The organism is Chryseobacterium sp. G0201 (assembly GCF_003815655.1).
In the GTDB taxonomy this organism is placed as follows: domain Bacteria; phylum Bacteroidota; class Bacteroidia; order Flavobacteriales; family Weeksellaceae; genus Chryseobacterium.
Map to the genome: position 1 here is coordinate 4,418,370 of NZ_CP033917.1, position 25,897 is coordinate 4,444,266.

Below are 25,897 nucleotides of genomic sequence, written 5' to 3' on the forward strand. Positions count from 1 at the left end.
AAATTACGTCCTCATTGTATCTACTCTATTTCTAAAAACGCTCTCTCTTCGACGGCATTCTGAAGCATTCAAAAAGAACTTTACAATTACTATTTAATTAAAAAGTTTAAAAGAAAATGCAAACACACATCCTTGGCTATCCGCGTATTGGTAGCAACAGAGAACTAAAAAAAGCTTGTGAAAACTATTGGTCCGGAAAAATAGTTTTAGACGAACTATTGGAAGTTGGCAAAACCATTTCCCAAAGCAACTGGAAACTGCAACAGGAAGCAGGAATCGATCTTATTCCTTGCAACGATTTTTCGTATTACGATCAGGTTTTAGATATGACGTTGACAGTTGGAGCAATTCCCGAACGTTATCAGGAAATTGCTTTCAAAAAGTCTGAACTTGACCTTTATTTTGCGATGGCAAGAGGTTTCCAGAAAGACGGTTTGGACATCACCGCGATGGAAATGACGAAATGGTTTGATACCAATTATCACTACATCGTCCCAGAATTTAATAAAAATCAGGAGTTTACATTATTCTCCAATAAAATCATCCAGGAATTCATCAGCGCAAAGCAGGCAGGAATCAACGCCAAGCCTGTCATCATCGGTTTGTTGACGTATTTGTTGTTGGGAAAGGAAAAAGAAGAAGGTTTTGACAAGTTAGATTTAGCCCAAAACCTAGTTCAAGTTTATATTCAAATCTTAAAAGAATTAGAAAATCATGGTGCAGAATATATTCAGTTTGATGAGCCGTTTTTAGCATTAGATTTAAATGAAAAAGCAAAAGAAACGTATCAATTGATCTACGCTGAAATCAGAAAACAGTTTCCAAATCTAAAATTCATTGTTGCCACCTATTTTGATGGATTAAAAGACAATCTCTCATTGGTGACTTCCCTTCCAATCGATGTTTTACATATTGATCTTATTCGTTCACCTGAACAATTGGATGAAGTTTTACAAACCATTCCAAACACTTTAAGTCTTTCTTTGGGAATCGTAGACGGAAGAAATATCTGGAAAAATGATTTCAGCCAATCACTACATTTCATTAAAAAAGCTGTTGAGAAAATTGGTTCTGAAAGAGTTTTTATTGCTCCTTCTTGTTCATTGCTCCACTCTCCTTTCGATCTTGATTCAGAGAAAAATGAAGATATTTTATCTCCCGAAATCAAACAATGGATGGCTTTCGCAAAACAAAAAGTACATGAAATTGTTACGTTAAAAAAACTGGCTTCAGAAAATCCGGTTTACAATACTTTACAGGAATTAGCTGAAAATAAAAAGGCAATTGAAAACCGTAAAATATCAACCTTAATTCACAATCAGGACGTGAAAAACCGTGTTGATGTGACGACTGAAGAAGATGCGCAGAGAAATTCTCCGTTCAATGTAAGAAAAGAAACACAGCAAAATGTGTTGCAACTTCCTTTATTTCCTACAACAACGATCGGTTCGTTTCCGCAGACAAAAGACGTGAGAACCTGGCGTGCAAAATTCAAAAAAGGAGAATTAAATGCCGAACAATACGACAATTTACTGAAACAGGAAACCGAAAGAACCATCCGTTGGCAGGAAGAAATCGGGATCGATGTATTGGTTCACGGAGAATTTGAGCGAAACGATATGGTGGAATATTTCGGGGAACAATTGGCAGGATTTGCGTTTACTCAAAACGGTTGGGTTCAAAGTTACGGAAGCCGTTGCGTGAAACCACCTGTGATTTTTGGAGATGTTCACAGACCGAATCCAATGACGGTTTATTGGTCGGAATATGCGCAATCTTTAACAAAAAAATGGGTAAAAGGAATGTTGACGGGACCTGTAACGATTCTTCAATGGTCTTTTGTGCGTGACGACCAGCCTCGTTCGTTGACTTGCAAACAGATTGCATTAGCGATTCGTGATGAGGTGAATGATTTGGAAAAAGCGGGAATCAGAATCATCCAAATTGATGAACCGGCGATTCGTGAAGGTCTTCCGTTGAGAAAATCTGACTGGCAGAATTATCTGAAATGGGCGGTTGAAGCCTTTAGAATCTCGGCAAGCGGTGTGGAAGATGCGACACAGATTCATACGCATATGTGTTATTCTGAATTTAATGACATCATCCAAAATATAGCCGATATGGACGCCGATGTGATTACGATTGAGTGCTCCAGAAGTCAGATGGAACTGTTGAATGCTTTTGCAGATTTCAAATATCCGAATGAGATTGGTCCAGGAGTTTATGATATTCACTCACCGAGAGTTCCGTCAAAAGAGGAAATGGTAAAACTGCTGAAAAAAGCACAAGCCGTAATTCCTGCACAGCAACTTTGGGTAAATCCTGACTGTGGTTTGAAAACCCGTCATTGGGATGAAACGGAGAAAGCGCTGATTGCAATGGTGGAAGCTTCGAGGGAGATGAGTAAGGAATTTGCTTTGCATATGCTTTAAAAATTTAATGATATTTGTTTTTTCGGGAGCCTGAGGGCTCCTGTTTTCATATAAAATATTGTTTAATTTATAGTATCATTTTCAGAGCTAAATTTGAAAAAAAATTCCGAAATTGCACACATATGAGCATGAAGTATTCAGACATAAAAGAGAGATTAAAATTTGAAGTTGTTAAAGAGACTGAAAACAATTTAGCTTACCTTACACATTATTTTCAAAACCCTAAAAATGGTATTTCACAATATTACAAGCCTAATGCTGAGAAACATCTATACAAAATATACGACAAACTTGATATTGTAGAAGAACCAAATTTTCAAACTTATTTACCAATTAAATGGGATGTCCCATTTCCTCCACCTAAAAATTCTAAGTTTAATTTTATTGATTTATTTGCAGGAATCGGAGGTATCAGATTAGCATTTCAAAATTTAGGTGGCAAATGTGTTTTCACAAGTGAATGGGATAAATTTTCTAAGCAGACTTATGATACTAATTTTGGAGAAGTACCTTTTGGAGATGTAACAAAGATTAATGAAGAAAACATTCCAGATCATGATATTCTATTAGCAGGATTTCCTTGTCAGCCTTTTTCAATTGCTGGGGTATCTAAAAAAAATTCACTTGGAAGAGCACACGGGTTTTTAGATGCAACTCAAGGAACATTATTTTTTGATGTAGCTAGAATTATAGATTATAAAAGACCTAAAGTATTTCTTTTAGAAAATGTAAAAAATCTCGTTTCACATGATAAGGGAAATACATTCAGAGTCATAAGAGAAACATTAGAAGGTCTAGGTTATAACATTCACTGTAAAGTCCTTGATGGAAAACATTTTGTTCCGCAACACAGAGAACGTATTATTATTGTTGGATTTGACACCAAAGTCTTTAACCGAGAAGAAAATTTTCAATTCCCTAAAATGCCAGAAAAAAAATTTGCAATTAAAGATATTTTAGAAAATAATGTAGATCCCAAATATACATTATCTGATAAACTTTGGAATTACTTACAAGAGTATGCAAAAAAACATAAAGCTAAGGGAAATGGTTTTGGATTTGGTTTGACGGATTTAAACGGAATTTCAAGAACATTGAGTGCTAGATATTATAAAGATGGAGCTGAAATTCTTATACCTCAAGAGGGAAAAAACCCAAGAAGGCTTACTCCTAGAGAATGCGCCAGATTACAGGGTTTTCCTGATAATTTTATTATTCCTGTTTCAGATAATCAAGCATATAAGCAATTTGGAAATTCTGTCACAGTTCCACTTATGGATTCTATCGCTAAACAAATAATTAAATCTTTTCTATAAATAATGAATTTAGAAAGTTTAAAACAAGTATTTCTTGACAACGGCTGTAAAAAAGTTTATGTAAAAAAATTAGCACCAAATGACAACTCAAAGAATCAAGTTTACTTAGCTGGAAATTTTGAGATTTTAAACATTTTTCCAATTTCAGAAATAGAAGCAGAAGAATCAGGAGAATGGGAAAACGAATGATTTAAAGCTAAAGTTAAATTTTCTTGGATATCAGAAGATGGAAACATTTATCCAGCTCCTAAATCTCAATTTATTTTATACCCTAAATATCCTGAAGTAAGATTTTCCGGCTTTCTTTCAAGATGTGAAAAGCCACCATCTAACTTAATGGCAAATCGTTCAGCTGATAGATTATTGTTCTTAAGTGTATCTTCAAATGGTATAATTCTTGGCTATGTTGTATCTCCAGATGATAAAATTTCAGAAGAATTTAGTAAACATGAAATTGACGATATTTTTGGAGTATTTAATATTATAGAATTAACTAAAACGGCAAATAATAAGAAAAAATTATTAAACGAATTATACAGAATTCATGAATTAGATTGGATTAAATCTAAACGATTAGATTCATATGGAAATATTCTTGACTGTCTATCTTCAAACTGTGGAGGATATACACTTGAGGCGGAACTTGGTATAACTCCAAATGGATATTCTGAACCAGATTACTTGGGATGGGAAATCAAACAGTTTGGTGTTAAAAATTTCAATAAAATTGATTCTTCAATAATAACTCTAATGACACCAGAACCTACAGATGGTTTATATAAAGTTGAAGGGGCTAGAGAATTTTTAATACAACACGGCTATAAAGACAAAACAGGAAGAGAGGATAGGATAAATTTTGGGGGAATTCACAAAGCTGGCATATGTCATAGCTCCACAAATTTAGAATTGCAACTCATTGGTTTTGATAAAGAAAGTGGAAAAATTAGAAACTCTAATGGGAAAATTGCTTTAATAGATAAGTTAGGAAATGATGTAGCATCTTGGAGCTTTTCTTCTATGCTACTACATTGGAATAGAAAACATAATCAAGCATGTTATATCCCTTCAATGTTAGATAAAGCTGTAGAACAAAAATATAAGTATGGAAATGAAATATTATTAGGAACTGGAACAGATTTTCAACTATTCTTACAACAAATGGACTTAGGAAATATTTACTATGATCCTGGAATTAAAATGGAGAATGCCTCAACTAAACCTAAAATAAAAAAAAGAAGTCAATTCAGAATTAAATCTAAATTTCTGAAAGAATTATATAAAAAAAATGAAATAGTGAAATTACCATTTATCGAATAGATGTATCAAAAAACGGTACTATTTTTAGTCTAAAAGTTAATATAAATTAAATTATTTAGCAATTATTTATCTTACATAAAGAATAAAAAAAACATTGTTAAATAATTTATCACTTACTTATCAAATAAATTAATACTGAATAACTTACGGTTTTTAAAATAAAAAAGCTTAATTTTGCACCCCGAAATAAGGATCATACATATGAAAAGAGTTGGTGAGCACAGAAAGCTTCTTGGGGTTGATAAAACCGTTACGTTGAAAGAATTAAAAACAATTTACAGGAATACGATGAAAGATACGCATCCTGATAAATTTGTGAATGATGAAGCTGGCAAACTGGAAGCTGAAGAAAAAAGCAAATCTATTATTGAAGCGTACCACTTTTTGGTGAGCATCAACGAAGAAACGCAGGAAAAATATAAAGAAGAATATACTGAGACGATCACAAAATCTAATATTCAGGATTTTTATTTGGAGAAATCTATTTTGAAAGTTCAGCATTTGAACGGGAAAATGTTTGAATATATTGGAGTTCCAAGAAATACCTATATCAAAATGGTGAATGCAGATTCTCCAAGCCGCTTCGCAAGAAGACACATCTATGGAAATTTTATCTTTAGAAAGTCTGGTGAGGTGATGGCTGATTAATTTTCCATATATTAAGATAAATTAAGGCTTTCAGTTCATTCTGGAGGCCTTTTTTAGGGGCTTTAAAATATTATTTTTTTGTTAATAGCAAAGGCGCAAAGATTTTTTTAAATTCATTGAGTATATTTTCGTTCGCAAAGGCGTTTTACTTAGCAAAATCACATTCACTTTGTCATCCCGGAGGGATCTAAACAATGTTTTTAGAGAATAGTGTGGAAAGATTCGTGTCTAGATCCCTCCGGGATGACAAAGATCCTGCTTATCTATTGAGACTGCTTCTTCGCTTTGCTCATCGCAATGACAAAAAAAGCGTACCATTTCTGATACGCTTTTTAGGTTAATTAAGGTTGTTATATTAATCTATGTGTTTCGGTGTGTAACCGTCTTCACTTAGTTCTTTATGTTCATATTCAGCCTTCATTTCAGCATCGTAGTCTACTTTTTCACCCATGTTGGTTCCAAACCATTTATTAAATAATCTTGTAAAGAAATTAATTGTTGATTCCATTAGAGAATACACTACCGGTACAATGATCAACGTCAGGAATAATGATGATGTTAAACCACCGATAATTACCCAAGCCAATCCGTTGTTCATCTCCGCTCCTGCTCCTTTCGCAATCGCAATCGGGATCATACCGAAGATCATCGCAATCGTTGTCATCAAGATCGGACGAAGACGGGCGTGGTTAGCCTGAATCAAAGCGTCATGCGTATTGGCACCGGCTTCTTTTCTCATATTCGCAAAGTCGACAATCATAATCGCGTTCTTCGCAACCAAACCAATCAGCATGATCATCCCCAACATCGTAAAGATATTTAAGGAGTTTCCGGTGATGGCCAAAATTACCATTACCCCGATCAATGCCAAAGGAATTGAGAATAATACCACGAACGGATATACAAATGAGTCATACAATGAAACCATTACCAGATAAACTAATACGATAGCCGCTAATAAAGCGATTCCTAAAGTACCGAAACCTTCAGTCTGGTTTTCCATATCACCACTCCAGATGTAGCTTACCCCTGCAGGTTTGGTCTTTTCATTGTCCATAAACTGAGCTGCCCATTCGTTGGCAACATCTCCTACAGGACGACCTACTACTTTAGATTTTACCTTTACAGAAGGTGCTTTATCTCTACGTTCCAATAAACTTGGTCCAGAACCCATTTTTACATCAGCAAACTGACTTAATCTGATCTGCTCTCCCTTAGGGTTCGTAAACATTAAGTTTCTTACATCATCAATCGACTGTCTGTTGGCATCCCCAAAACGGATGTTGATATCATATTCATATTCTCCGGCTCTGAATTTTCCGTCTGTATTTCCACTGAATGCAGTCTGCATCGTTTGTCCTACACTTGAAAGATTTAAACCTAAAGAAGCCATTTTATCTCTATCGATATTCACCTGAACTTCCGGGCTTCCAGAGTCAGTTGATAATTCAGCATCTACAGAACCGGGAACTTTTTTAAGCAATTCAAGAATTCTGTTGGCTTCTTTATTTGCCGTTTCGTTATCCTGAGCTGTTACCACCATTTCAATTGGTGCATTATCTGCTCCCATTAATCCGATTGGTGCTGTTTTAAATTCAACTCCTGTGAATTTTTCTTCCAACGCTCTCTTGATTTTTGCAGATTTGATATCTGTACTTTCATTACGCTCAGATTTATCAACCAAAATAACCTGGATTTCAGATTGATACAACGTAGCCTGTGCCCCACCAAAACCTGATGACTGCTGACCAACTGTTGTGATCATATCCACTACATCTTTATCATTTCTAAGGTATTTTTCAACCGCTAAAGTAACCTGATTGGTTTTTTCTACAGAAGCATCTTTTGGTAACTCCATCTGAACAAGGAACTGTCCTCTATCCATTTTAGGGAAGAATTCACCTCCAATAAATCCAAATACTACCAACATGAATGAAGAAATCAGGATAATGAACGTTACGATCACGGTCATCACTCTTCTTAATGTAGATTTCAGCACCCACTCCAAAATTCCTGTAATCCAGTGTGTGAATTTTTCCAATTGCTTTTCAAACCAAAGGATAAATTTCTCAAAAGGATTTTTACCTGTTAAATGCACCAATTTACCATATCTTGAAGATAACCAAGGAATGATGGTAAATGAAGCTAATAATGAGAATAATGTCGCAATAACTACGGTTACACAGAACTGCGCCAGGATATCAGATACCAACCCCGAACTCATCGCGATCGGTAAGAATACAACCACAATTACCAAGGTAATCGCCGTTACGGTAAATCCAATTTCTGAAGCACCATCATACGCTGCACGGATTCTGCTTTTCCCCATCTCCATGTGACGGTAAACGTTCTCCAAAACCACAATCGCGTCATCCACAAGGATACCCACTACCAATGATAGTCCTAATAAACTCATTAAGTTTAAGGTATACCCCATCAGATACATTCCGATTACCGTTGCAATCAATGACATCGGAATCGAAACCATTACGATAAATGCGTTTCTGATGTTGTGAAGGAACAATAACATTACTACTGCTACCAAGATAATCGCCAAGAATAAATCGAAGATTACGTGGTCTGCAGCTTCAAGCGTAAAGTCTGTTGTATCATCTACAATATTGATTTTAACTCCTTGAGTTTTATAATTGTTCTGAACATCAGCAATTGTTTTCTGAATAGCTTCTGAAACTGAAACCGCGTTGGCATCAGACTGTTTTTTAACCTGAAGCAAAATCGTTGAATTCTGGTTGTATCTTGCTACTTTTTCAACATCCTTTTGGGTATCGAAAACGGTTGCAATATCAGACAAACGAACCTGAGCTCCATTTTTATTAGAAACTACAAGATTATTCATCTCCTGAACGTTTCTATACTTTCCTGAAAGTCTGATCGTAGATCTTGAAGTTCTCGTTTTCAAAGCTCCCGTCGGGAAATCTAAGTTTGAAGAAAGAATTGCCTGCTGTACATCTGCGATAGCAAGACCGTACCCCTGCATTTTCTTTTCATCTAAACTTACCTGAATTTCTCTCTCCTGTCCACCTACAAGATCAACCTGAGCCACACCGTTTACACGGGAAAAAATAGGCTCTATTTTTTTATCTAAAAGGTCATAAAGATCTTTATTATTCAATTTATCACTGGAAATACTCAACGTCATGATCGGTAAATCATCCAATGAGAATTTTTGCAGTGATGGCGGATCTGCATCGTCCGGAAGGTCTGCTAAAATTGCATTTACCTTTCTCTGAGCATCATTCAACGCATAGTTTACGTCGGCACCTGTATTCAGCTGAACCATGATTACCGATAAACTTTCGTAAGATGAAGATTCTACTTTTTTTACGTTTTCCAAGGAACCAACGGCATCTTCAATCTTTCGGGTTACCGAAGTTTCCACCTCAGCAGGTGAAGCTCCCGGATATACCGTAGAAATGGTTACCATATTGGTTTCAAACTTCGGAATCAACTCGTACCCCATCATAGAGTAACTTAATAAACCACCCAGCGTAAGTATCGTAAACAATACGATAACCAGGGACGGTCTTTTAATGGATATTTCTGCTAACTTCATCTTCTGTTACTTTACGATATTGATTTTCGAACCGTTATCAAGGTTAATCTGTCCGCTGGTAATTACCTGTTCACCGCCATTCAGTCCGCTTAAGATCTGAATTTTATCGCCGTAAACTTTTCCGGTTTGTACTTTGATCAATTTAGCAGTTCCGTTGTTTACGATAAACAATTGTCCTGAACTTACTCCGTTTACGAAAGCTTCCGCAGGAACGGTTAACATATTTTGAGTTTCAGCACCGTGATTTGTTTTAAACAAAGCCGTTGCGTACATCCCTGCTTTTAAGTTTCCTCTGTTCTGAACTTCAATTTCAACCGGGAAATTTAAAGAAGCATCACTTTTTGGAGCAATAAACGTAATTCTACCGCTGAAAGAATCTTCCGGTAAAACATTAACATTAATTGGAACTTCCTGGCCTAACTGAATTCTTCCGATCTGGCTTTCGTCCACTAAAACTGAAAGTTTTAAGCTATTAATATTAACAATTTCGAACATTGAAGTTCCTATTGAAACTACTGTTCCCGGTTCAACCATTTTTTTATTGATCGTTCCGCTGATTCCTGCACGGATACTTGTATCATTTACTCTTACTCCCTGAGCTCTTACTGCAACCTGCGCATTTTTCAATTGTAATCTTGAGTTATCCAACTGTTGTTTTGTAACACCTCCTGTTTTATATGCATTTTCGTAACGTTGGTTATCGATCACTGCATTTTGCAAGTTGTTTTGAGCCTGAGAAATGTCAACTTCGATCGCATCTCTTTTAATTGTTGCTAAAACCTGACCTGCTCCAACTCTTGAACCTTCTTTTACCAAAACATTTACAATACGTCCTGAGATCTCAGAAGACTGATTCATCTCCTGCTTTGGAAGGAAAGTTCCGTTAGCGGTGTAATCTGTATTGATATTTTCTCTTGCTACCGTTACAATGTTTACATTGATCTTGTCAACCTGCTTAGCAACTTCTTTTACTTCTGTTTCTTGTTTCTTCTTATTATCGGCAATTTTATATGCTGCTAAACCAACAAGTACAGCTGCCACGATGATATATATTAAAGTTTTTTTCATTATAGTTTATTATGGGTTTTGTAATGTGTTTAATTCTCCTTTAGCTTTAATTAGCTTGATCTCAGCTTGTTTATAATCTAACAAAGCATTTGAGTAGTTCTGTTTTGCCTGCGTTAAAGCATTTTCAGAATCCAGAACTTCAGTAAGTGTCGCTAAACCGTACTGATAGTTAGACTGTGTGTTTTTCTGAACTCTTTCAGCCAAACCTACATTATCTTTCATGCTTTCGATATTAATTAATGCATTTTCCATATTGGTGATTGCATTTTTATAATCTAAACTTAAACTTAGCTGTGTATTCTGAATATCCACATCTAGATCCTGAATATCGATTTCAGCCTGATTGATCTTCGCTTTTGTTGCACCACCCGTGAAAATCGGGATGTTTACATTTAAACCAATCGCTGAATAATCACTCCAAAGAACTCCGTTATTAAGACCGTTTGTAAGCGGGAATTTTGCTCCCTGACCTCCCCAACCGTAATTGGCAACCAAATTTACGGTAGGATACAAATAGGCTTCCGTTGCTTTTTTATTGTATACAAGAAGCTCTCTGTTTTTGTTTAAAACTTTGATTTCTGTACGGTCGTCAAGATTGATATTGCTTGCGATCAATTCTGGTTTTGGTTCGATCGTTTTTTCTTCAAGTTCAATATCTGTCCCGATCGGAACACCCATGTAAAACTTCAAAGCATTTTTTGAAAGTTCCACAGAGTTGATTAATGTTTGCTTGTTTGAACCAATATTCGTTAACTGAACATTTGTACGATCTAAATCGATACCTTTCGCCAAACCGTTATCAACTAAGCTTTTAATAACATTTCTTACTTTTTCAGTATTTTTATAACTCGCTTCTACCGTCTTCAAATTTTCTTCCTGTACAAAAACCTGATAATAAGCTGTTGCCACATTTTCGATGATCTGTTCGTTCGTCAACTGAGCATTCAAAACGTAGAATTCTCTTGTTGATTTTGCCGCTTTAAGACCTGTGAAAACTCTTTGGTCAAAAATAGCCTGCTGAACCTGTACAGAAGCAGTTGAGCTCCAAGGTTGTCCCAGTTGGGCTCTTATTCTTTCTCCTCCAAATTCAAGTAAAGATTCCTGAATGATTGGGTTATACGTTAACCCCGCAGTAGCACTTATCTGTGGCAAAGCTCCGGCTCTGGCTTCGTCAATTTTATATTCAGCTTTTTTGATCTGTAAAGCAGCCTTTTTGGCTTCCGCTTTATTTTGAAGCGCCTGCTTGATGGCTTCCTGTAAAGAAACCTGCTGTTGGGCAAACACTGATGAAAAGCCGAAAATCATAAATGCAGCAGCTATCCCAATTTTCAGCTTATTTGCAGTATGTTTTCTTTTCATAATTTTTATACTTCGTTTATTTTTTTAATGTATATTATTCTCTTTATATCTATAGATGACGAATCATTTCTTAAAATACTTTAACATTTTTTTAATTTTTAAATAACATATTTAAAATAATGTCTTTTCTTTCTGAAATAATTTTGTCAAATTCAGTATCATTGATCATGAGATTCTCTAAAAATAAAGGACGAGCTGCACTCGGAAATACTAAAAGTGAAATCATATTAAGGAGAAACTGAACGGGAGCCATTTTTTCGATATTTCCCAACTCCATTTCTATTTCAATGTCTTGGTAAAGTTTTTTCAAATCATCTTCTTCTACATCTCTTTTGTGGCAGCTTCCTTTGTTGATCTGTGAAACAATGTAAGTCTCAAGATAAGGATACTGAAGACTTGTAGATAAACTTCCTTCGATAAACTCGGCTATTTTAGCTTTAAAAGGAAGATCAGAAGTCATTATAATTTCAGATTTTTCTTTTTCCACTCTGTGTGCTTCGTCAAAAATTATCTGAATCAATTTGTCTCTTGAACGGAAATAATAATTAATAAGCGTTCTGTTGACTCCCGCTTCGTCTGCAATTTCTTGCGTAGTAGCGTTAAATTTCCCTTTCACAAAGAATAAATTCTTTGCGGTTTCTTTTATTAGTTCCTGTGTTTGATCTTTTTTTTCTTGTTTTGACATTTTTGTTAAACAATTTTGTGCAAATATAAACCAAACATCTGTTTTGACAAAATTGTTAAACAAAATAATTAATGAAAATTGTTATGATTTGCATCATGTTTTATACATCCGGTTAGAGATTAATGATACTTAACCTTTCATAAGCAGGCTGTTTTTATATCTTTGCCGAAAATTAATAATCGATGCGAAAAATTTTATTTCTTTTCACACTTTTTAGCTGTGTGCTTTTGTTTTCCCAGAACAAATCTTTAAAAAACAATGAATATTTTTTCTATGAAAATAAAGGACAGATCGTTGATCAGGATGGAAAAGAAAATACCGATGTAAAATACCTTTTCCATTCTGCGGGATTGAATGTACAACTGCGTTCTAATGGATTTTCTTATGATGTTTACGAGACTAAAAAGACAGCAAATCCAAGCTCTTCAAAAAGTAATAAAAATAAAATCCCAAATGGAAATGATTATCATTTGGATGAATTCATCTATGAAAAATTGATTCACAGGGTTGATATTGAACTTATTAATTCAAATAAAAACTCAAAAATCATAGCGGACGGAAAATCTTCTGATTATGATAACTATTATAATATCCCTAAAAAATCTAAAGGAGTTACTAATGTTCATCGTTATAAGAAAATTTCATACAAAGACATTTATCCGAACATTGATTTAATATTTTTTAAACCTAATGATACTTTAAAACCTATTGAATATAATTTCGTTATCAATCCGGGTGGTAAAGTTTCAGATATTAAAATGAAATTTAACGGTGCTTCCACTTCAATAAAAGACGGTAAACTTGCCATGAATGTTCGTTTTGGGGAAATCCATGAAAATATTCCCAATAGCTGGATAGAAGGACTCAAAAGAGAAAATATCAATGTTTCATTTAAAGATCTAGGAGATCAGACTTTTGGATTTAATTCGCCAGTCGATGCTTCAAATAAAACTATTATAATTGATCCTGTTCCTACAAGAGTTTGGGGAAGTTATGTAGGTGGAACAGGTGAAGATTACGGAAGAATTAAAACTGATAGTCAAAACACTGTTTATGTTCATGGATCAACCAGCAGTTATACTAATTTTGCAACTTCCGGTACTTATCAGCAGAACCTTGCAGGAGGTACTGATGCCTTTCTTATGAAAGTAACCAAAAACGGGCAAAAACTTTGGGGAACTTACTACGGTTTCGGCATGACTGATTATTTTATGGATGTCGACTTTGATGAAAACTTCAATATTTACGCAGGAGGAATTGTTCAAAGAGCAGCGTATAACGAAAATATTGTTTTAGTAAAATTTAATACTAATGGAAGCTTGGTTTTTCAAAAAGAGTTTGTTTCAAGCAGACAAGATAAACTTTATGCTGTTTCTTACAATCAAAACCAAGTATATATTGCCGGAGATGCTTTTAGTCCGGATTTCCCTACTGTAAATGCAATGCAGCCAACAAAATCTACCCCTTCAGGATACACTGACAGTATTTTAGCTTCTATAAATACAACAACAGGAAATATAGATTGGGCAACATATTTTGGAAGAAGCGACGGCTCAACTTCCATTTTTCAAATCATGTCTTCGGTTGATAATCTCGAAATAATCGGAGCAACTCAATCATCAAATATCCCTATGGTAAATGCTTTTCAGCCTGTAAAAGGTGGAGGATCAGACGGAATTTATGTAAAGCTTTCAAAATCCGGTAACAATATTTTAAGATCAAGTTATTACGGAAATGCCGGATATGAATTTGTATTAAAAGGCAGAATAGTAAATGATATCCTTATTCTTCCGGGAAGATATTCAACAACAGCTTTTCCTTCGGGACAACCCGGCATATGGAGGGTAAGTTTAGCCACAAATAACATTTCAAAGAGTTATTTTACTTTTAGTGGTGAACCTCAATTACTAGCATATCCAGACACATTAGGAAATGTTTTCTTCACGGGACTTTATTTACAAAATTTTGGACAAGCAGATATTTCAACTCCCGGAGCTTATATGGGGGTTCCCCCAATGTATGGTTCTACCTTTTTAATTAAATACAATCAAAATGACACAAAAGAATGGGGAACTTATTATACAGGAAATGGCGCAACACAACAAGGTGAGGTTACAAAAGATAGTGAAGGTTCTATTTATCTAACAGGAATGTCTAGCGGAAACTCCTCTGGTATTGCAACTCCTGGAACTTTTCAACAATCACCAGGAGGAGGAAATGATATGTTCATTGCAAAATTTCAAGATTGCACATCATCCGGAATGGTAACCTCCAACTCTCCTGTCTGTACCAATTCAACAATCCAATTAAATGCTACAGGCGGAACAACCTACAATTGGACAGGTCCCAATGGATTTACATCAAATCTTCAAAATCCTACAATTCCCAATGCGACAGCAACCAATGCCGGAATTTATACTTGTCAAATTTCAGGCTCGGGAGCTTGCGACGGAAGCTTTACAGTAAATGTTGTGGTTGGTGACAATGTTGCGCCAGTTCCAAACATTGCAGCTCTTGCAGATATTACAGGAAATTGTCACACTTTAGTCTCAAATTTCCCGACTGCAAACGATAATTGTGCGGGAGTAATTACTGCAACGACTACAGATCCACTTTCTTATACGATTCCGGGAAATTATGTTATTCACTGGACTTATAATGATGGAAACGGAAATACTGCAACACAAAATCAAAATGTAATTGTAACTGCTCCTGCACTTCCGACAAGTAATTTAACTCAAACATTTTGTGCTACTAATCAACCCAAAATTTCAGACATCCAAATTACAGGACAAAATATCAAATGGTATGATGCAGCTAATACAATTTTACCTGCAACAACTCCACTTGTAAACGGACAGACTTATTACGCTTCTCAAACTATAAACGGTTGTGAAAGTAATAAGATTGCTATTCAGGTTACGGTAAACAATACTCCGAAACCAACAGGAAATGCTGCTCAGGATTTTTGTGCTTCGGCAAATCCTACGTTGGTAAATTTGGTGGTAAACGGAACTTCTTTAATATTCTACAATGCTGCCGGAAATATTTTACCAATTACAACTCCGCTTGTTCATGGGCAAACTTACTTTGTTACTCAAACCTTAAATGGATGTGAATCTGAAAAATTAGCTATTGCTATTACTCTTTCAACCAATAATGTTCCTGCACACGACGTTACGGATGCATTCTGTAATTCGACAACGGCAAATGCAATGACTGTAAATCTTCATTCTTATGAAGACGACATCATTAATAATCCGAATAACTATATTTTCACATACACAGATAATACGGGAAATATCATTACCAATCCATCAGGTTATATTTTAAATATCGGTACAACAATTATTCATGTGAAAGTTGCTACAGCAGACGGTTGTTTTATCATTGTAAGATTAAATATAACTCTTAATCCAAAACCTCAGATCAAACTTCCTGAAAGTATAGAATTCTGTAAAGGTAAAACAGTAACATTAGATGCCGGAAGCGGTTTTGCATCCTATTTATGGAATAACGGAGCAACTACTCAAACCATAACCGTTTCAACTCCGGGAATTTATTCTGTAAAAGTGACGAACAACTTTGGATGTGAAGACACGGACATTATTGAGGTGAAATACTCTATTCTAGCTGAAATTGTTTCTGTAAACATCAATAACAGCACCGCAACGGTTATTCTTTCCACAGCCGGAAATTATGAATATTCTTTAGATAATTTTATCTGGCAAGATTCCAATGTCTTTAATAATCTGACTATTGGAGAGTATAAAGTGTATGTAAGAACCAAAGGCGGATGTATTATTGGTGAAAAGAATTTTTCAATCTTTAATATTCCGAATGCTATAACACCAAACGGAGACGGAAGAAATGATAAATGGAAAATTGTCGGACTTGAAAATTACCCCGGAACTGAAATCAATCTTTACGATCGAAGAGGTCTTCCTGTTTTCAAAGAAATCATATCTAAAAAATCTTTTGAATGGGACGGAAAATTAAATGGAACTCCATTACCTACAGGAAATTATTGGTATACTATAAAAGTTTCTGATGGAAGAATCTACACAGGTTGGTTACTCATTAAAAACAGAGAGTAAAACATAAAAAAGGAGCAGAAAATTCTGCTCCTTTTTATTTTATACTAATTTGATCTTATCATCTAAGATCTCAACAATCTTATCTTTATATAATCCGCCAAGGGCCTTCTTAAAGTTCTTTTTACTCATTTGAAGCTCATCTTGGATCTCTTCGGGAGTAGATTTATCTGACAGATAAAGTAAACCGTAGTTGTCATTTAACTTATCTAAAATCTTTTGTTTGAACTCGTCAATGTTTTCAAAACCTTCCGGCTGTAGAGAAACATCAATTTTTCCGTCTTCACGAATTGCTTTGATGTAGCCTTTTTCTTCAGATAGCGGGTATAGTTTTTTGAAAACGTCGGAAGCATAAATAAGTCCGATATATTGTTTGTTGATCACAACATTCCAACCTAATTCACTTTCGTTCATTAAGATCAGATCAACTTTATCTCCTTTTTGGAAAGGCAGATCTTCATACTGAGGATTTCTTTTGAATGTTGTAGTTCCTGTGATCAAATCTAGCCTTTCATCAACATATAGATAAACCAAATATCTTTTTCCTTCAAGAATTTTAGACTTCTGTTGTTTATAAGGGATGAAAAGATCTTTAATAATTCCCCAATCCATAAACGCACCACTTGGAAGACTTTGTACACAGCTCATCACTGCAAACTCTCCTACCTCTGCCAATGGAGTTTCAGTAGTTGCTTTTAATTTATTATCATCCTGATATACGAAAACTTCAATTTCTTCATCGATTTCTTTTTCTTCATGAACAAAAATTTTAGGTAAAAAAGCTTTTTCACCAGATTCGTCCGTTAATATTAATCCAGAACTTGTTTTTTCTGAAATTTTTAAAGTTTGAGTTTTCCCTAATTGCATTAATGATAAAATTAAGCTGCAAAGGTACGGAAAATAATTACTAATTTGGGAATGAGTGTGTTTGAGAGTTTTAGGGCTTGAGCTTCAAAACCAAAAAAAGAGAAGCAATCTACTCCTCTTTTTTATCTTTATTTCGCTATAAATTCTCTCAGCTCCCGCTTACTGCTTTCATAATCAAATGCATCGCTCACCAGAAAATATCTATTTTTATCTACACATCTTTTGTACATGGATTTGGCCAGCATAATTTTGTTTTTATCAAAATTGATAGACTTCACCAAATCTCGGATTTGTTCGGATGTAAATTGTGAATTACTCATCTGTTGGTTGATCATCGCAATTTTACCGTCATCAAATGGCTCCTTATCAAACATCAAAAAAAACTGACGGAAGGTATTATTATCCATCACATTTCCAAAATTATTCCAATTGCCGGATAGATTCCCGTACGGATTATTCCAAACATCATTCCAGTCATTGAAGCCGTAAGATTCACTTTGAACCGGATATGAATCTAATAAATACAAACCGTTATTTGTGAAAAAATCCAGCACCAATCTGTTATTATTTTGAAGCTGTAAAGTTGTTCGGTAAATTAAAAATCCATTATCATAAATCGAAATCGGAACTCTACCCGACTGTAAATCAAAAAAACGATATTTCCCGGAATTATTTGAAATTGCTTGATCGCCAAGTTCTACCGTAAAATACCCCATTTCAGGAATTCTAAGAAAAACTTCTGCATATCCGTAATTTTGATTCCATTGATAATTGGGATTTCTTCCTCTGTTATTTTGATTATTCGGATTTCTAAAACCAGAATTATTTGAATTATTATTTCTAGTATCAAGACCTTTGTTGCTCTTTGCCGACTGCATTTCTGTTGTTGAGGCTTCATTTCTTAAAAGTTCACCTGCCTTTCCAGCTTCCTGTGCAAATGAATAAATTCCTGCAAAAAACAGCAAACCGATAAAAATATTTTTCATAAACAAATTTATTACGACAGTTTCCATTTTTATGCCAAAAAAAGAGAAACCAAAAATGATTTCTCTTTATATATTTAAATGATTAATTCTTAACCAATTATTTATTACATGTGGATAGGTCTTTTTCCTGTCGCATCCAATGCAGCTTCTTTAATAGCTTCTGCATATGTAGGGTGAGCATGAGAACTTCTTGCAATATCTTCAGCACTTGCACGGAATTCCATAGCGATTACACCTTCTGCAATTAAGTCAGCTGCTCTTGCTCCGATGATGTGCATTCCTAGAATTTCGTCCGTTTTTTCGTCAGCGATGATTTTCACCAAACCATCAACATCACCACTTGCACGGCTTCTTCCTAGCGCTCTCATTGGGAAAGATCCTACTTTAATAGCAACACCTTCTTCTTTCAACTGCTCTTCAGTTTTACCAACTCCTGCAACTTCAGGCCAAGTGTAAACAACACCAGGAATTAAGTTATAGTTAACGTGAGGTTTTTGTCCAGCCAATGTTTCAGCAACAAAAACTCCTTCTTCTTCAGCTTTGTGAGCCAACATCGCCCCTTTGATAACGTCACCGATCGCGTAGATATTGGCAACGTTAGTCTGTAAGTGATCATTTGTTTTTACTCTTCCTCTTTCGTCAAGTTCAACACCAGCCTTTTCAAGTCCAAGACCGTCTGTGAAAGGTTTTCTACCTACAGAAACTAAACAGTAATCTCCTTCTACAACTACCTCTGCTCCTTTTTTATCTTTAGCAGTGATCTTTACCGTATCTCCGTTTCTTTCAACTGCAGAAACCGCTGTAGAAAGCATGAATTTCATTCCTTGCTTCTTAAGAACTTTTGTTAATTCTTTACTTAAAGCTCCATCCATTGTAGGAATAATCTTGTCCATAAATTCAACAACCGTTACCTGAGCACCTAATCTTAGGTAAACAGAACCTAATTCAAGACCGATAACTCCACCACCGATAACTACTAAATGCTTAGGAATTTCCTTAAGATTTAAAGCTTCCGTAGAAGTAATCACTCTTTCTTTATCTAAGGTAATGAAAGGTAAAGAAGAAGGCTTAGAGCCCGTTGCAATGATTGTATATTTAGAATCGATGGTCTCAGTAGAACCGTCGTTTTTCGTTACTTTGATCTGAGTAGCAGATTCGAAGCTTCCAACACCTTCAAAAACAGTGATTTTGTTTTTGTTCATCAGATAGCTGATTCCGTCAGTATTTTGCTTGATCACCTCGTTTTTACGCTCGATCATTCTTGCAATATCAGCCTGAGGCTCATTGATAATGATTCCGTGACCTGCGAAATTATGTTTAGCATTTTCGAAATGTTCAGAGCTGTCTAGAAGCGCTTTTGAAGGGATACACCCTACATTAAGACACGTTCCGCCTAAAGTTGGATATTTTTCAATAATGGCTGTTGTGAAACCTAATTGTGCAGCACGAATTGCTGCAACATAACCACCAGGACCAGAACCGATTACGGTAACATCGAATTGACTCATGTTATTTTATGAATTTGTTTATTATTATCTTTCTTAATGATTACAAATTTACTGATTAATTACCACGTGAGAAAGTGAGATTTGTCAAATTTTTCTTTAAACTCAAATATCAAGACCATGGATTTCTTCTCCTGTATTTCCATTAATTGCTTTTATTTTAACTGGTTTCTCAATATTAAGATCCCCTTTAACTTTTATAAGTAATTCTTTACTTTTTCTTTCGTAGTCGTATAGCCAAATTGTATCACTGTTGTATTTTATAATTTTAATTTTTGAATTATAATTCATGAAAGTAAAAATTGAATCATCAGCAACTCCCCATCTGTAAATTGATTCATCATAAGGATAATCGTTCCATGCCCATCTCTTATTTTCAACTTTATTGAAAGAAAGTTTTTGAAGTTTATTCTTTTTCATAAACTTAAAAGTAAAACCGTAATATTCAGCTCTTTCTCTTGGCCATTCATAATTCCAATATCCGATACTATCCTGATAAAGTATAATATCTTCTACTTTTTCTTTAGGACTTTTACAGTTCATAAGTAAAAGAATTCCGGCTAAAGGGATGATGATCTTACTTATCATTTTTTTATTTAAAATAATTAGTAGAGAAACAATCACGAATTTATTAAAATTATCAGCATAAAGAAATTATATATCTACATTGACTTTCCCTTCTCCAAATGTTCCGGTACTTTCAAAATACGAGCCTCCATAAACATACCATTCAAGATTTTCTAAATGTTCTATAGCATTTTCAGGGGTTATTTGTGAAAGATCTTTTTTAGCGACAATCCCTTTGTACCATCTTCCTGATTTAGAATAATGTTCAAATTCAACAAAATAATGAACCCATATTCTTTGACAAAGTTTGCACTGTTGAATTGTTACTTCTGCATTTCTTCCGTTCGTATGATCTATTCCTAATTCGGAACTTCTGTATTCAGTATAACTTGAGGTTGGTTTTTCGCAAGCGCATCCAATTTTCGGGATTTTTTTCATGTATGAAATATTGACTTTTTAGATAAAATTTTGGAGAGCAAATGTAAGAAAATATAAAATCTTTATTTCTTCATTAAATCAAGCAAAACCTTTTCATATCGATCTAAAATAATATCCTTTGAAAACCTTGATCTGATTGAATTTTTAATAGAATCTTTATCATAGCTTCCATGCAGAATGCTCATTACTTTTTGTGAAAAATCTTCGTGATTTTCAATATCAGAAACTTCTCCGTTCACTCGAGATTGGATGATTTCATTAATTCCGCCCGGACAATTATTAGCTAAAGAATACGTTCCACAAGCTCCGGCTTCCAATAATACATTCGGAAAACCTTCATATCTTGATGAAAGAATAAAAAGATCGGCAAATTTCAGGAATTGATAAGGATTTTCCTGTCTTCCATGAAAGTAAACATTCTTTAATCCTAAGAAATCTTTCATTTGATGTAAAATTTCTTTGTCTTTTCCATCACCTAAAATATGGAGTAAAATATTTTCATTTTTAAGCCTTGAAAAAACTTTCAACAAATTATCAAAACCCTTTCTGGAAGATAAATTTCCTATGGCTACAACATTTTTGTAATTGTATTTAAAACTTTCAGGCTTTACGGCTGTTAATAGTTTTTGATCTATAAATTCAAAATCAACAGGATTATTTATTTTAATAATTTTCTTCGATTTAATGTTGAAATTACTCGTTAAATCTTTCATCATATCATCACTTTGCGCAATGATTCTCTGATAGTTATTGTAAAAATTATAGAAAAATTTTATTTCCTTTCTCGTTACATGCTGAGTAACAACATTGGTCTCTCTTGCAATGAATTTTGTTCTCGGAAAAAGCTTAATAAATAATGCTAAATAAGCATTCACTTCTCCAAATCCGGAAAATACAATATCCGGTTTTCTTTTATAAATTTCAGCAAGAATAGGCTTTAATGAATGTCTGATTCTTTCTGTATTAATATCAATAATTTCAACGTCTTTTTTAACCAAATCAAGATATCCGCCTGTCTTACGTAAAAGCAAAATCTTAGGTTCAAACCGATCTCTGGAAAGATGATTCGCTATTGTGGTAACAATTCTTTCTGCGCCTCCGGTTTCGAGATCCGGCAGAATAAACATAACAGAAATTTTTTTCATTAGTAAATTAATAAAAAGTTTTATTGATCTTTAGCCCCAAACTTTCAAAAACAGGAATAATTTCGTTAATATTTTCTACGCTTAGAAATACATATTCATCTTCCTTGAAATTCATCCCGCTTCTAGTAAAAAAAGAAAAATTCTCATCATTGCTTCCGAAAATATCTTCCGGTTCGCCAAAAATGATATTTCCAAAATAGTTACGATTCATTTCTACATTTATTCTTTTTATTTCTTCAAAATTTTTAGATTTCAAAATTTCCTTATTTGATTTTTCAGCAACAATTATTCTTTGATTGGTTATCAAGTAATAATTGTTTTTCAAATCAAAATATCTCAAAACCCATCGAAAAAACACTAAATACAGAGCCACTAAAAACATGACTATTGCAAAAATGAAAAGAACAGCATTCATATTTACAAGAAATAAGATGGAAATACCAAGAAAGAAAAAGGAGAAAACAATTCAAATTTTTTCAGTCATATTAAAAAAGAAACCCTTCTTTGGAAGAATTTCTTTTAAAATTACTTCATTAAGATTTAAAAACATTTTAAATTACTTAATTAGCAACGTCACTGATAAACTTGATTCTCAACATTCTCACTTCTTCATCAGAAAGTTCATCTCCAAATTCGTCCAACAAGACTTTCATACTGTCGCTTTCAGATTCGGTCATGAATTCCATGAAACCGTCTACAATATCTTCATCAAAATTATCTTCGATATAATAATCTATATTTAACTTTGTACCCTGATATACAATACGTTCCATCTCTTTCAACAGATCATCCATTGATAGGTTTTTGGCTCTTGCAATATCCTCAAGGTCAATTTTTTTATCCGTACTCTGAATGATAAACACTTTGTGGCTGGATTTATTCGCAACCTGTTTCAACACCATATCTTGGGTACGTTCTATGTTGTTATCTTCAACATATGTATTTATAAAATCCGCAAATTCTTTACCATACTTTTTGGCTTTTCCTTCGCCAACTCCGTAGATTTTGGCGATTTCATCCAATGTGATAGGATATTGAACCGTCATGTCTTCTAAACTCGGGTCCATGAAGACCGTGTAAGGCGGAATTCCGTATTTTTTTGCGACTTTTTTTCTAAGGTCTTTTAATTGTTCAAATAGTTTTTGGTCTAAACTTCCATTGGCCTGCATTTGAACCTGATCACTTTCAGCTTTTGTCTGAGAAAGATCAAATTCCCGGTCTTCAGCAATTAAAAATGAATGTTCAAGTTCTCCTTTTAAAACCAATTGTCCTTTTTCAGAAATTTTTAAAACACCATAAGTCTCAATATCTTTTTGAAGGAAATTCTGAACCGTGGCCTGTCTTAAAATTGTTTTCCAATAATTGTCTTTATCTTCTTTTCCGAAGCCGAAGAAGGAAGTTTGTTCTAATTTATACGATTTTGTAACAGCGCTTTCCTTTCCAACAATCACAGAAATCAAATCTTTAGACTTGAATTTTTCTCCAGTCATGTTAATCAGTTCCAACACCTTTTTCAAGTCTTCTGTTGCATCTTTCAGTTTCGGAGGATTGGATGCATTATCACACATTTTGGCTCCCTCACCTGTTATCGGATCAAAAATTTCACCAAAATAATACAGAATATACTGTCTTCTGCTCATTGAAGTTTCGGCGTAACCTACCACTTCATTTAAAAGCTGTAATCCGATTTCTCTTTCTGAAACGGGCTTCTGAGCTAAGAATTTTTCTAATTTCTCAATATCTTTCGGATCGTAAAACGACAGACAATAGCCTTCGCCACCATCCCGACCTGCGCGACCGGTTTCCTGATAATAACTTTCCAGTGATTTTGGGAAATCATAGTGAATTACAAATCGTACGTCAGGTTTGTCGATTCCCATTCCGAATGCAATCGTAGCTACAATCACATCGGCATCTTCCATCAAAAATTTATCCTGATTGGCAACTCGTACTTTTTGGTCGAGTCCGGCGTGATAAGGAAGTGCATTAATTCCGTTCACCTGTAAAAGCTGAGCAAATTCTTCAACCTTTCTTCGGCTTAAACAATAAACAATTCCTGATTTTCCTTTTCTCTCATTGATAAATTTAACGATCTCTCTATCTATATTAACCTTTGGGCGAACTTCATAATATAAATTCGCACGGTTAAAACTTTCTTTAAAGACTAAAGCATTCGTCATTCCCAACGTTTTCTGGATATCATCCTGAACTTTTGGAGTTGCCGTTGCCGTTAATGCAATCACCGGAACATCGGCAATTTTATCGATAATAGATTTTAAGTTTCTGTATTCCGGTCTGAAATCGTGCCCCCACTCTGAGATACAGTGCGCCTCGTCTATAGCAACAAAAGAAATCTTGACATCTTTAAAGAAATCAACATAATCTTCTTTGATCAAAGATTCCGGAGCTACATATAACAGTTTTGTTCTGCCACTTGTAATATCGTCAAAAACCTGTTTGGTCTGCGTTTTGTTTAATGATGAATTTAAAACGTGCGCAACTCCGCTTTCAGATGAAAGGCCATTTACAGCATCCACCTGATTCTTCATTAATGCTATCAAAGGCGAAACCACTATTGCGGTTCCTTCAGAAATAAGAGCTGGAAGCTGGTAGCATAAAGACTTCCCCCCTCCTGTAGGCATCAAAACAAATATATCCTTTCCGTTCAGTAGATTTTCTATGATCTCTTCCTGTTGACCTTTGAAGGTAGAAAATCCGAAATATTTTTTCAATTCGCCCGATAAATTGGCTTTTTTTGCGCTCATCTAATTTTGTATTGCTAAATTTGCATCTATCCCAAAGTTATAAAATTTTTGCTAAAAATAAAAGCGAACGAATTTATAAAAATAAAATTTATATTAAATATTCTTTTTAAAGTATAAATTTATATCAGGAGATTTTTGTATACAAAATTGTAAAAGTAAAAATGGAAAGACCTAATATTATTTCAATCGCAAAAAGCACTTTAGAAATAGAAATTTCAGAACTTGAAAAATTAAAGAAAAGAATAGGCGAAGATTTTGCAAAAGCAGTTGAAATTATTCACTCGGCAAAAGGAAAATTAATCGTTGTAGGAATCGGAAAATCTGCTCACGTTGGAAATAAAATCGTAGCCACATTGAACTCTACAGGTACTCCATCGCAGTTTCTTCACGCTTCGGAAGCCATTCACGGAGATTTGGGAGTCATTCAAAAACAGGATGTTGTTTTATGTATTTCTCATTCAGGAAACTCTCCTGAAATTGTAACGCTGGTTCCTTATTTAAAAGATTATTCTTCCGCTTTGATCGGAATGACGGGCAATAAAAAAAGTAAACTTGCAGAATTTTCAGAAATCATATTAGATACTCATGTTGACATGGAAGCTTGTCCGAACAAATTGGCTCCAACAAGTTCAACAACTTTACAAATGGCTTTGGGAGACGCTTTAGCTATCGCTTTGATGGAATTGAATGATTTTAAAGAAAATGATTTTGCGAAATTTCACCCCGGAGGAAGTTTAGGAAAGAATTTGATTTCAAAAGTTGATGATTTTCTTTCTTCTCAAAAACCTCAGGTTGCGGAAGATTCTACTGTAAGAGATGTTATCATCTCGATCAGCGCCTCAAGACACGGAATTACCGTTGTAACGAATGAAGATAAAATCATCGGAGTTGTTACTGACGGAGATTTAAGACGAATGCTGATGAAAGGTGAAGATGTTTCTAAAGTTTTAGCGAAAGATATCATGTCTGCCAACCCAAAAACAATCGAAAAAGACGCTCTGGCAAAAGAAGCCATGAAAATTTTAAAAGAAAATAACATCGGACAGCTTATTGTAACTGAAAACGGAAAATATTTCGGAATTATTGATCTGCACAAGCTGTTGGATGAAGGAATAAATTAGAATCTAGATA

19 protein-coding genes are annotated in these 25,897 nt (G+C 34.5%); 7 read left to right on the forward strand and 12 right to left on the reverse strand.

Annotation, left to right across the window (positions count from 1 at the left end; all coding sequences use genetic code 11):
- The first annotated feature begins 116 nt into the window (after positions 1-116).
- The 5 genes from metE to EG348_RS19865 all read left to right on the forward strand — a co-directional run bounded on the left by metE (position 117) and on the right by EG348_RS19865 (position 5,713).
- Positions 117-2,432 carry a 5-methyltetrahydropteroyltriglutamate--homocysteine S-methyltransferase gene (gene metE, locus EG348_RS19850; RefSeq protein ID WP_123984679.1) on the forward strand — a complete coding sequence of 772 codons (2,316 nt, stop codon included), beginning with the start codon at positions 117-119 and terminating at the stop codon, positions 2,430-2,432.
- 128 nt (positions 2,433-2,560) lie between these two features.
- Positions 2,561-3,748, forward strand: a complete 1,188-nt coding sequence (gene dcm, locus EG348_RS19855) for a DNA (cytosine-5-)-methyltransferase (protein WP_317126986.1) — start codon at positions 2,561-2,563, stop codon at positions 3,746-3,748.
- Positions 3,749-3,751: 3 nt separating this feature from the next.
- Positions 3,752-3,937 (forward strand): hypothetical protein, encoded by a 186-nt coding sequence (locus EG348_RS21960; RefSeq protein ID WP_228414791.1) that lies wholly within the window; start codon positions 3,752-3,754, stop codon positions 3,935-3,937.
- A 147-nt stretch (positions 3,938-4,084) separates the two neighbouring features.
- Entirely contained in the window at positions 4,085-5,065 is a 981-nt protein-coding gene (locus EG348_RS19860) for an MvaI/BcnI family restriction endonuclease (RefSeq protein ID WP_228414792.1), read from the forward strand.
- A gap of 201 nt (positions 5,066-5,266) precedes the next feature.
- On the forward strand, positions 5,267-5,713 hold the full coding sequence (locus EG348_RS19865) for a KTSC domain-containing protein (RefSeq protein WP_066757909.1): 447 nt from the start codon (positions 5,267-5,269) through the stop codon (positions 5,711-5,713).
- 355 nt (positions 5,714-6,068) lie between these two features.
- Here EG348_RS19865 and EG348_RS19870 read toward each other — a convergent pair whose 3' ends face one another.
- The 4 genes from EG348_RS19870 to EG348_RS19885 form a co-directional block, all read right to left on the reverse strand.
- Positions 6,069-9,287, reverse strand: a complete 3,219-nt coding sequence (locus EG348_RS19870) for an efflux RND transporter permease subunit (RefSeq protein ID WP_123984681.1) — start codon at positions 9,285-9,287, stop codon at positions 6,069-6,071.
- Positions 9,288-9,293: 6 nt separating this feature from the next.
- The gene (locus tag EG348_RS19875) at positions 9,294-10,355 is read right to left on the reverse strand and encodes an efflux RND transporter periplasmic adaptor subunit (RefSeq protein ID WP_123984682.1); all 1,062 of its coding nucleotides are present in this window, start codon (positions 10,353-10,355) and stop codon (positions 9,294-9,296) included.
- 9 nt (positions 10,356-10,364) lie between these two features.
- Positions 10,365-11,714 carry a TolC family protein gene (locus EG348_RS19880; RefSeq protein WP_123984683.1) on the reverse strand — a complete coding sequence of 450 codons (1,350 nt, stop codon included), beginning with the start codon at positions 11,712-11,714 and terminating at the stop codon, positions 10,365-10,367.
- 91 nt (positions 11,715-11,805) lie between these two features.
- Complete coding sequence (locus tag EG348_RS19885) at positions 11,806-12,399, reverse strand: TetR/AcrR family transcriptional regulator (RefSeq protein WP_123984684.1); 594 nt, start codon at positions 12,397-12,399, stop codon at positions 11,806-11,808.
- A gap of 182 nt (positions 12,400-12,581) precedes the next feature.
- Here EG348_RS19885 and EG348_RS19890 point away from each other — a divergent pair, with 182 nt between their 5' ends.
- Positions 12,582-16,496 carry a T9SS type B sorting domain-containing protein gene (locus EG348_RS19890; protein ID WP_123984685.1) on the forward strand — a complete coding sequence of 1,305 codons (3,915 nt, stop codon included), beginning with the start codon at positions 12,582-12,584 and terminating at the stop codon, positions 16,494-16,496.
- Positions 16,497-16,535: 39 nt separating this feature from the next.
- Here EG348_RS19890 and EG348_RS19895 read toward each other — a convergent pair whose 3' ends face one another.
- From EG348_RS19895 to recQ, 8 genes are all read right to left on the reverse strand, one after another.
- Positions 16,536-17,360 (reverse strand): S1 RNA-binding domain-containing protein, encoded by an 825-nt coding sequence (locus EG348_RS19895; RefSeq protein WP_123984686.1) that lies wholly within the window; start codon positions 17,358-17,360, stop codon positions 16,536-16,538.
- A gap of 128 nt (positions 17,361-17,488) precedes the next feature.
- Positions 17,489-18,346, reverse strand: a complete 858-nt coding sequence (locus EG348_RS19900; RefSeq protein WP_164463325.1) for a DUF4476 domain-containing protein — start codon at positions 18,344-18,346, stop codon at positions 17,489-17,491.
- A gap of 104 nt (positions 18,347-18,450) precedes the next feature.
- A complete protein-coding gene (gene lpdA / locus EG348_RS19905; protein ID WP_123984688.1) occupies positions 18,451-19,854 on the reverse strand; it encodes a dihydrolipoyl dehydrogenase in 1,404 nt (467 codons plus the stop codon).
- A gap of 102 nt (positions 19,855-19,956) precedes the next feature.
- Positions 19,957-20,439 carry a hypothetical protein gene (locus tag EG348_RS19910; protein ID WP_123984689.1) on the reverse strand — a complete coding sequence of 161 codons (483 nt, stop codon included), beginning with the start codon at positions 20,437-20,439 and terminating at the stop codon, positions 19,957-19,959.
- A 66-nt stretch (positions 20,440-20,505) separates the two neighbouring features.
- Entirely contained in the window at positions 20,506-20,856 is a 351-nt protein-coding gene (locus EG348_RS19915; RefSeq protein WP_123984690.1) for a hypothetical protein, read from the reverse strand.
- A gap of 62 nt (positions 20,857-20,918) precedes the next feature.
- On the reverse strand, positions 20,919-22,001 hold the full coding sequence (locus tag EG348_RS19920; RefSeq protein ID WP_123984691.1) for a glycosyltransferase: 1,083 nt from the start codon (positions 21,999-22,001) through the stop codon (positions 20,919-20,921).
- Positions 22,002-22,008: 7 nt separating this feature from the next.
- Positions 22,009-22,308 (reverse strand): hypothetical protein, encoded by a 300-nt coding sequence (locus tag EG348_RS19925; protein ID WP_123984692.1) that lies wholly within the window; start codon positions 22,306-22,308, stop codon positions 22,009-22,011.
- Positions 22,309-22,561: 253 nt separating this feature from the next.
- Positions 22,562-24,766: a DNA helicase RecQ gene (gene recQ, locus EG348_RS19930; protein ID WP_123984693.1), complete on the reverse strand. Its 2,205-nt coding sequence runs from the start codon at positions 24,764-24,766 to the stop codon at positions 22,562-22,564.
- Positions 24,767-24,927: 161 nt separating this feature from the next.
- Between recQ and EG348_RS19935 the strand changes: the two genes are divergently transcribed.
- The gene (locus EG348_RS19935) at positions 24,928-25,887 is read left to right on the forward strand and encodes an SIS domain-containing protein (RefSeq protein WP_123984694.1); all 960 of its coding nucleotides are present in this window, start codon (positions 24,928-24,930) and stop codon (positions 25,885-25,887) included.
- Positions 25,888-25,897 lie beyond the last annotated feature (10 nt).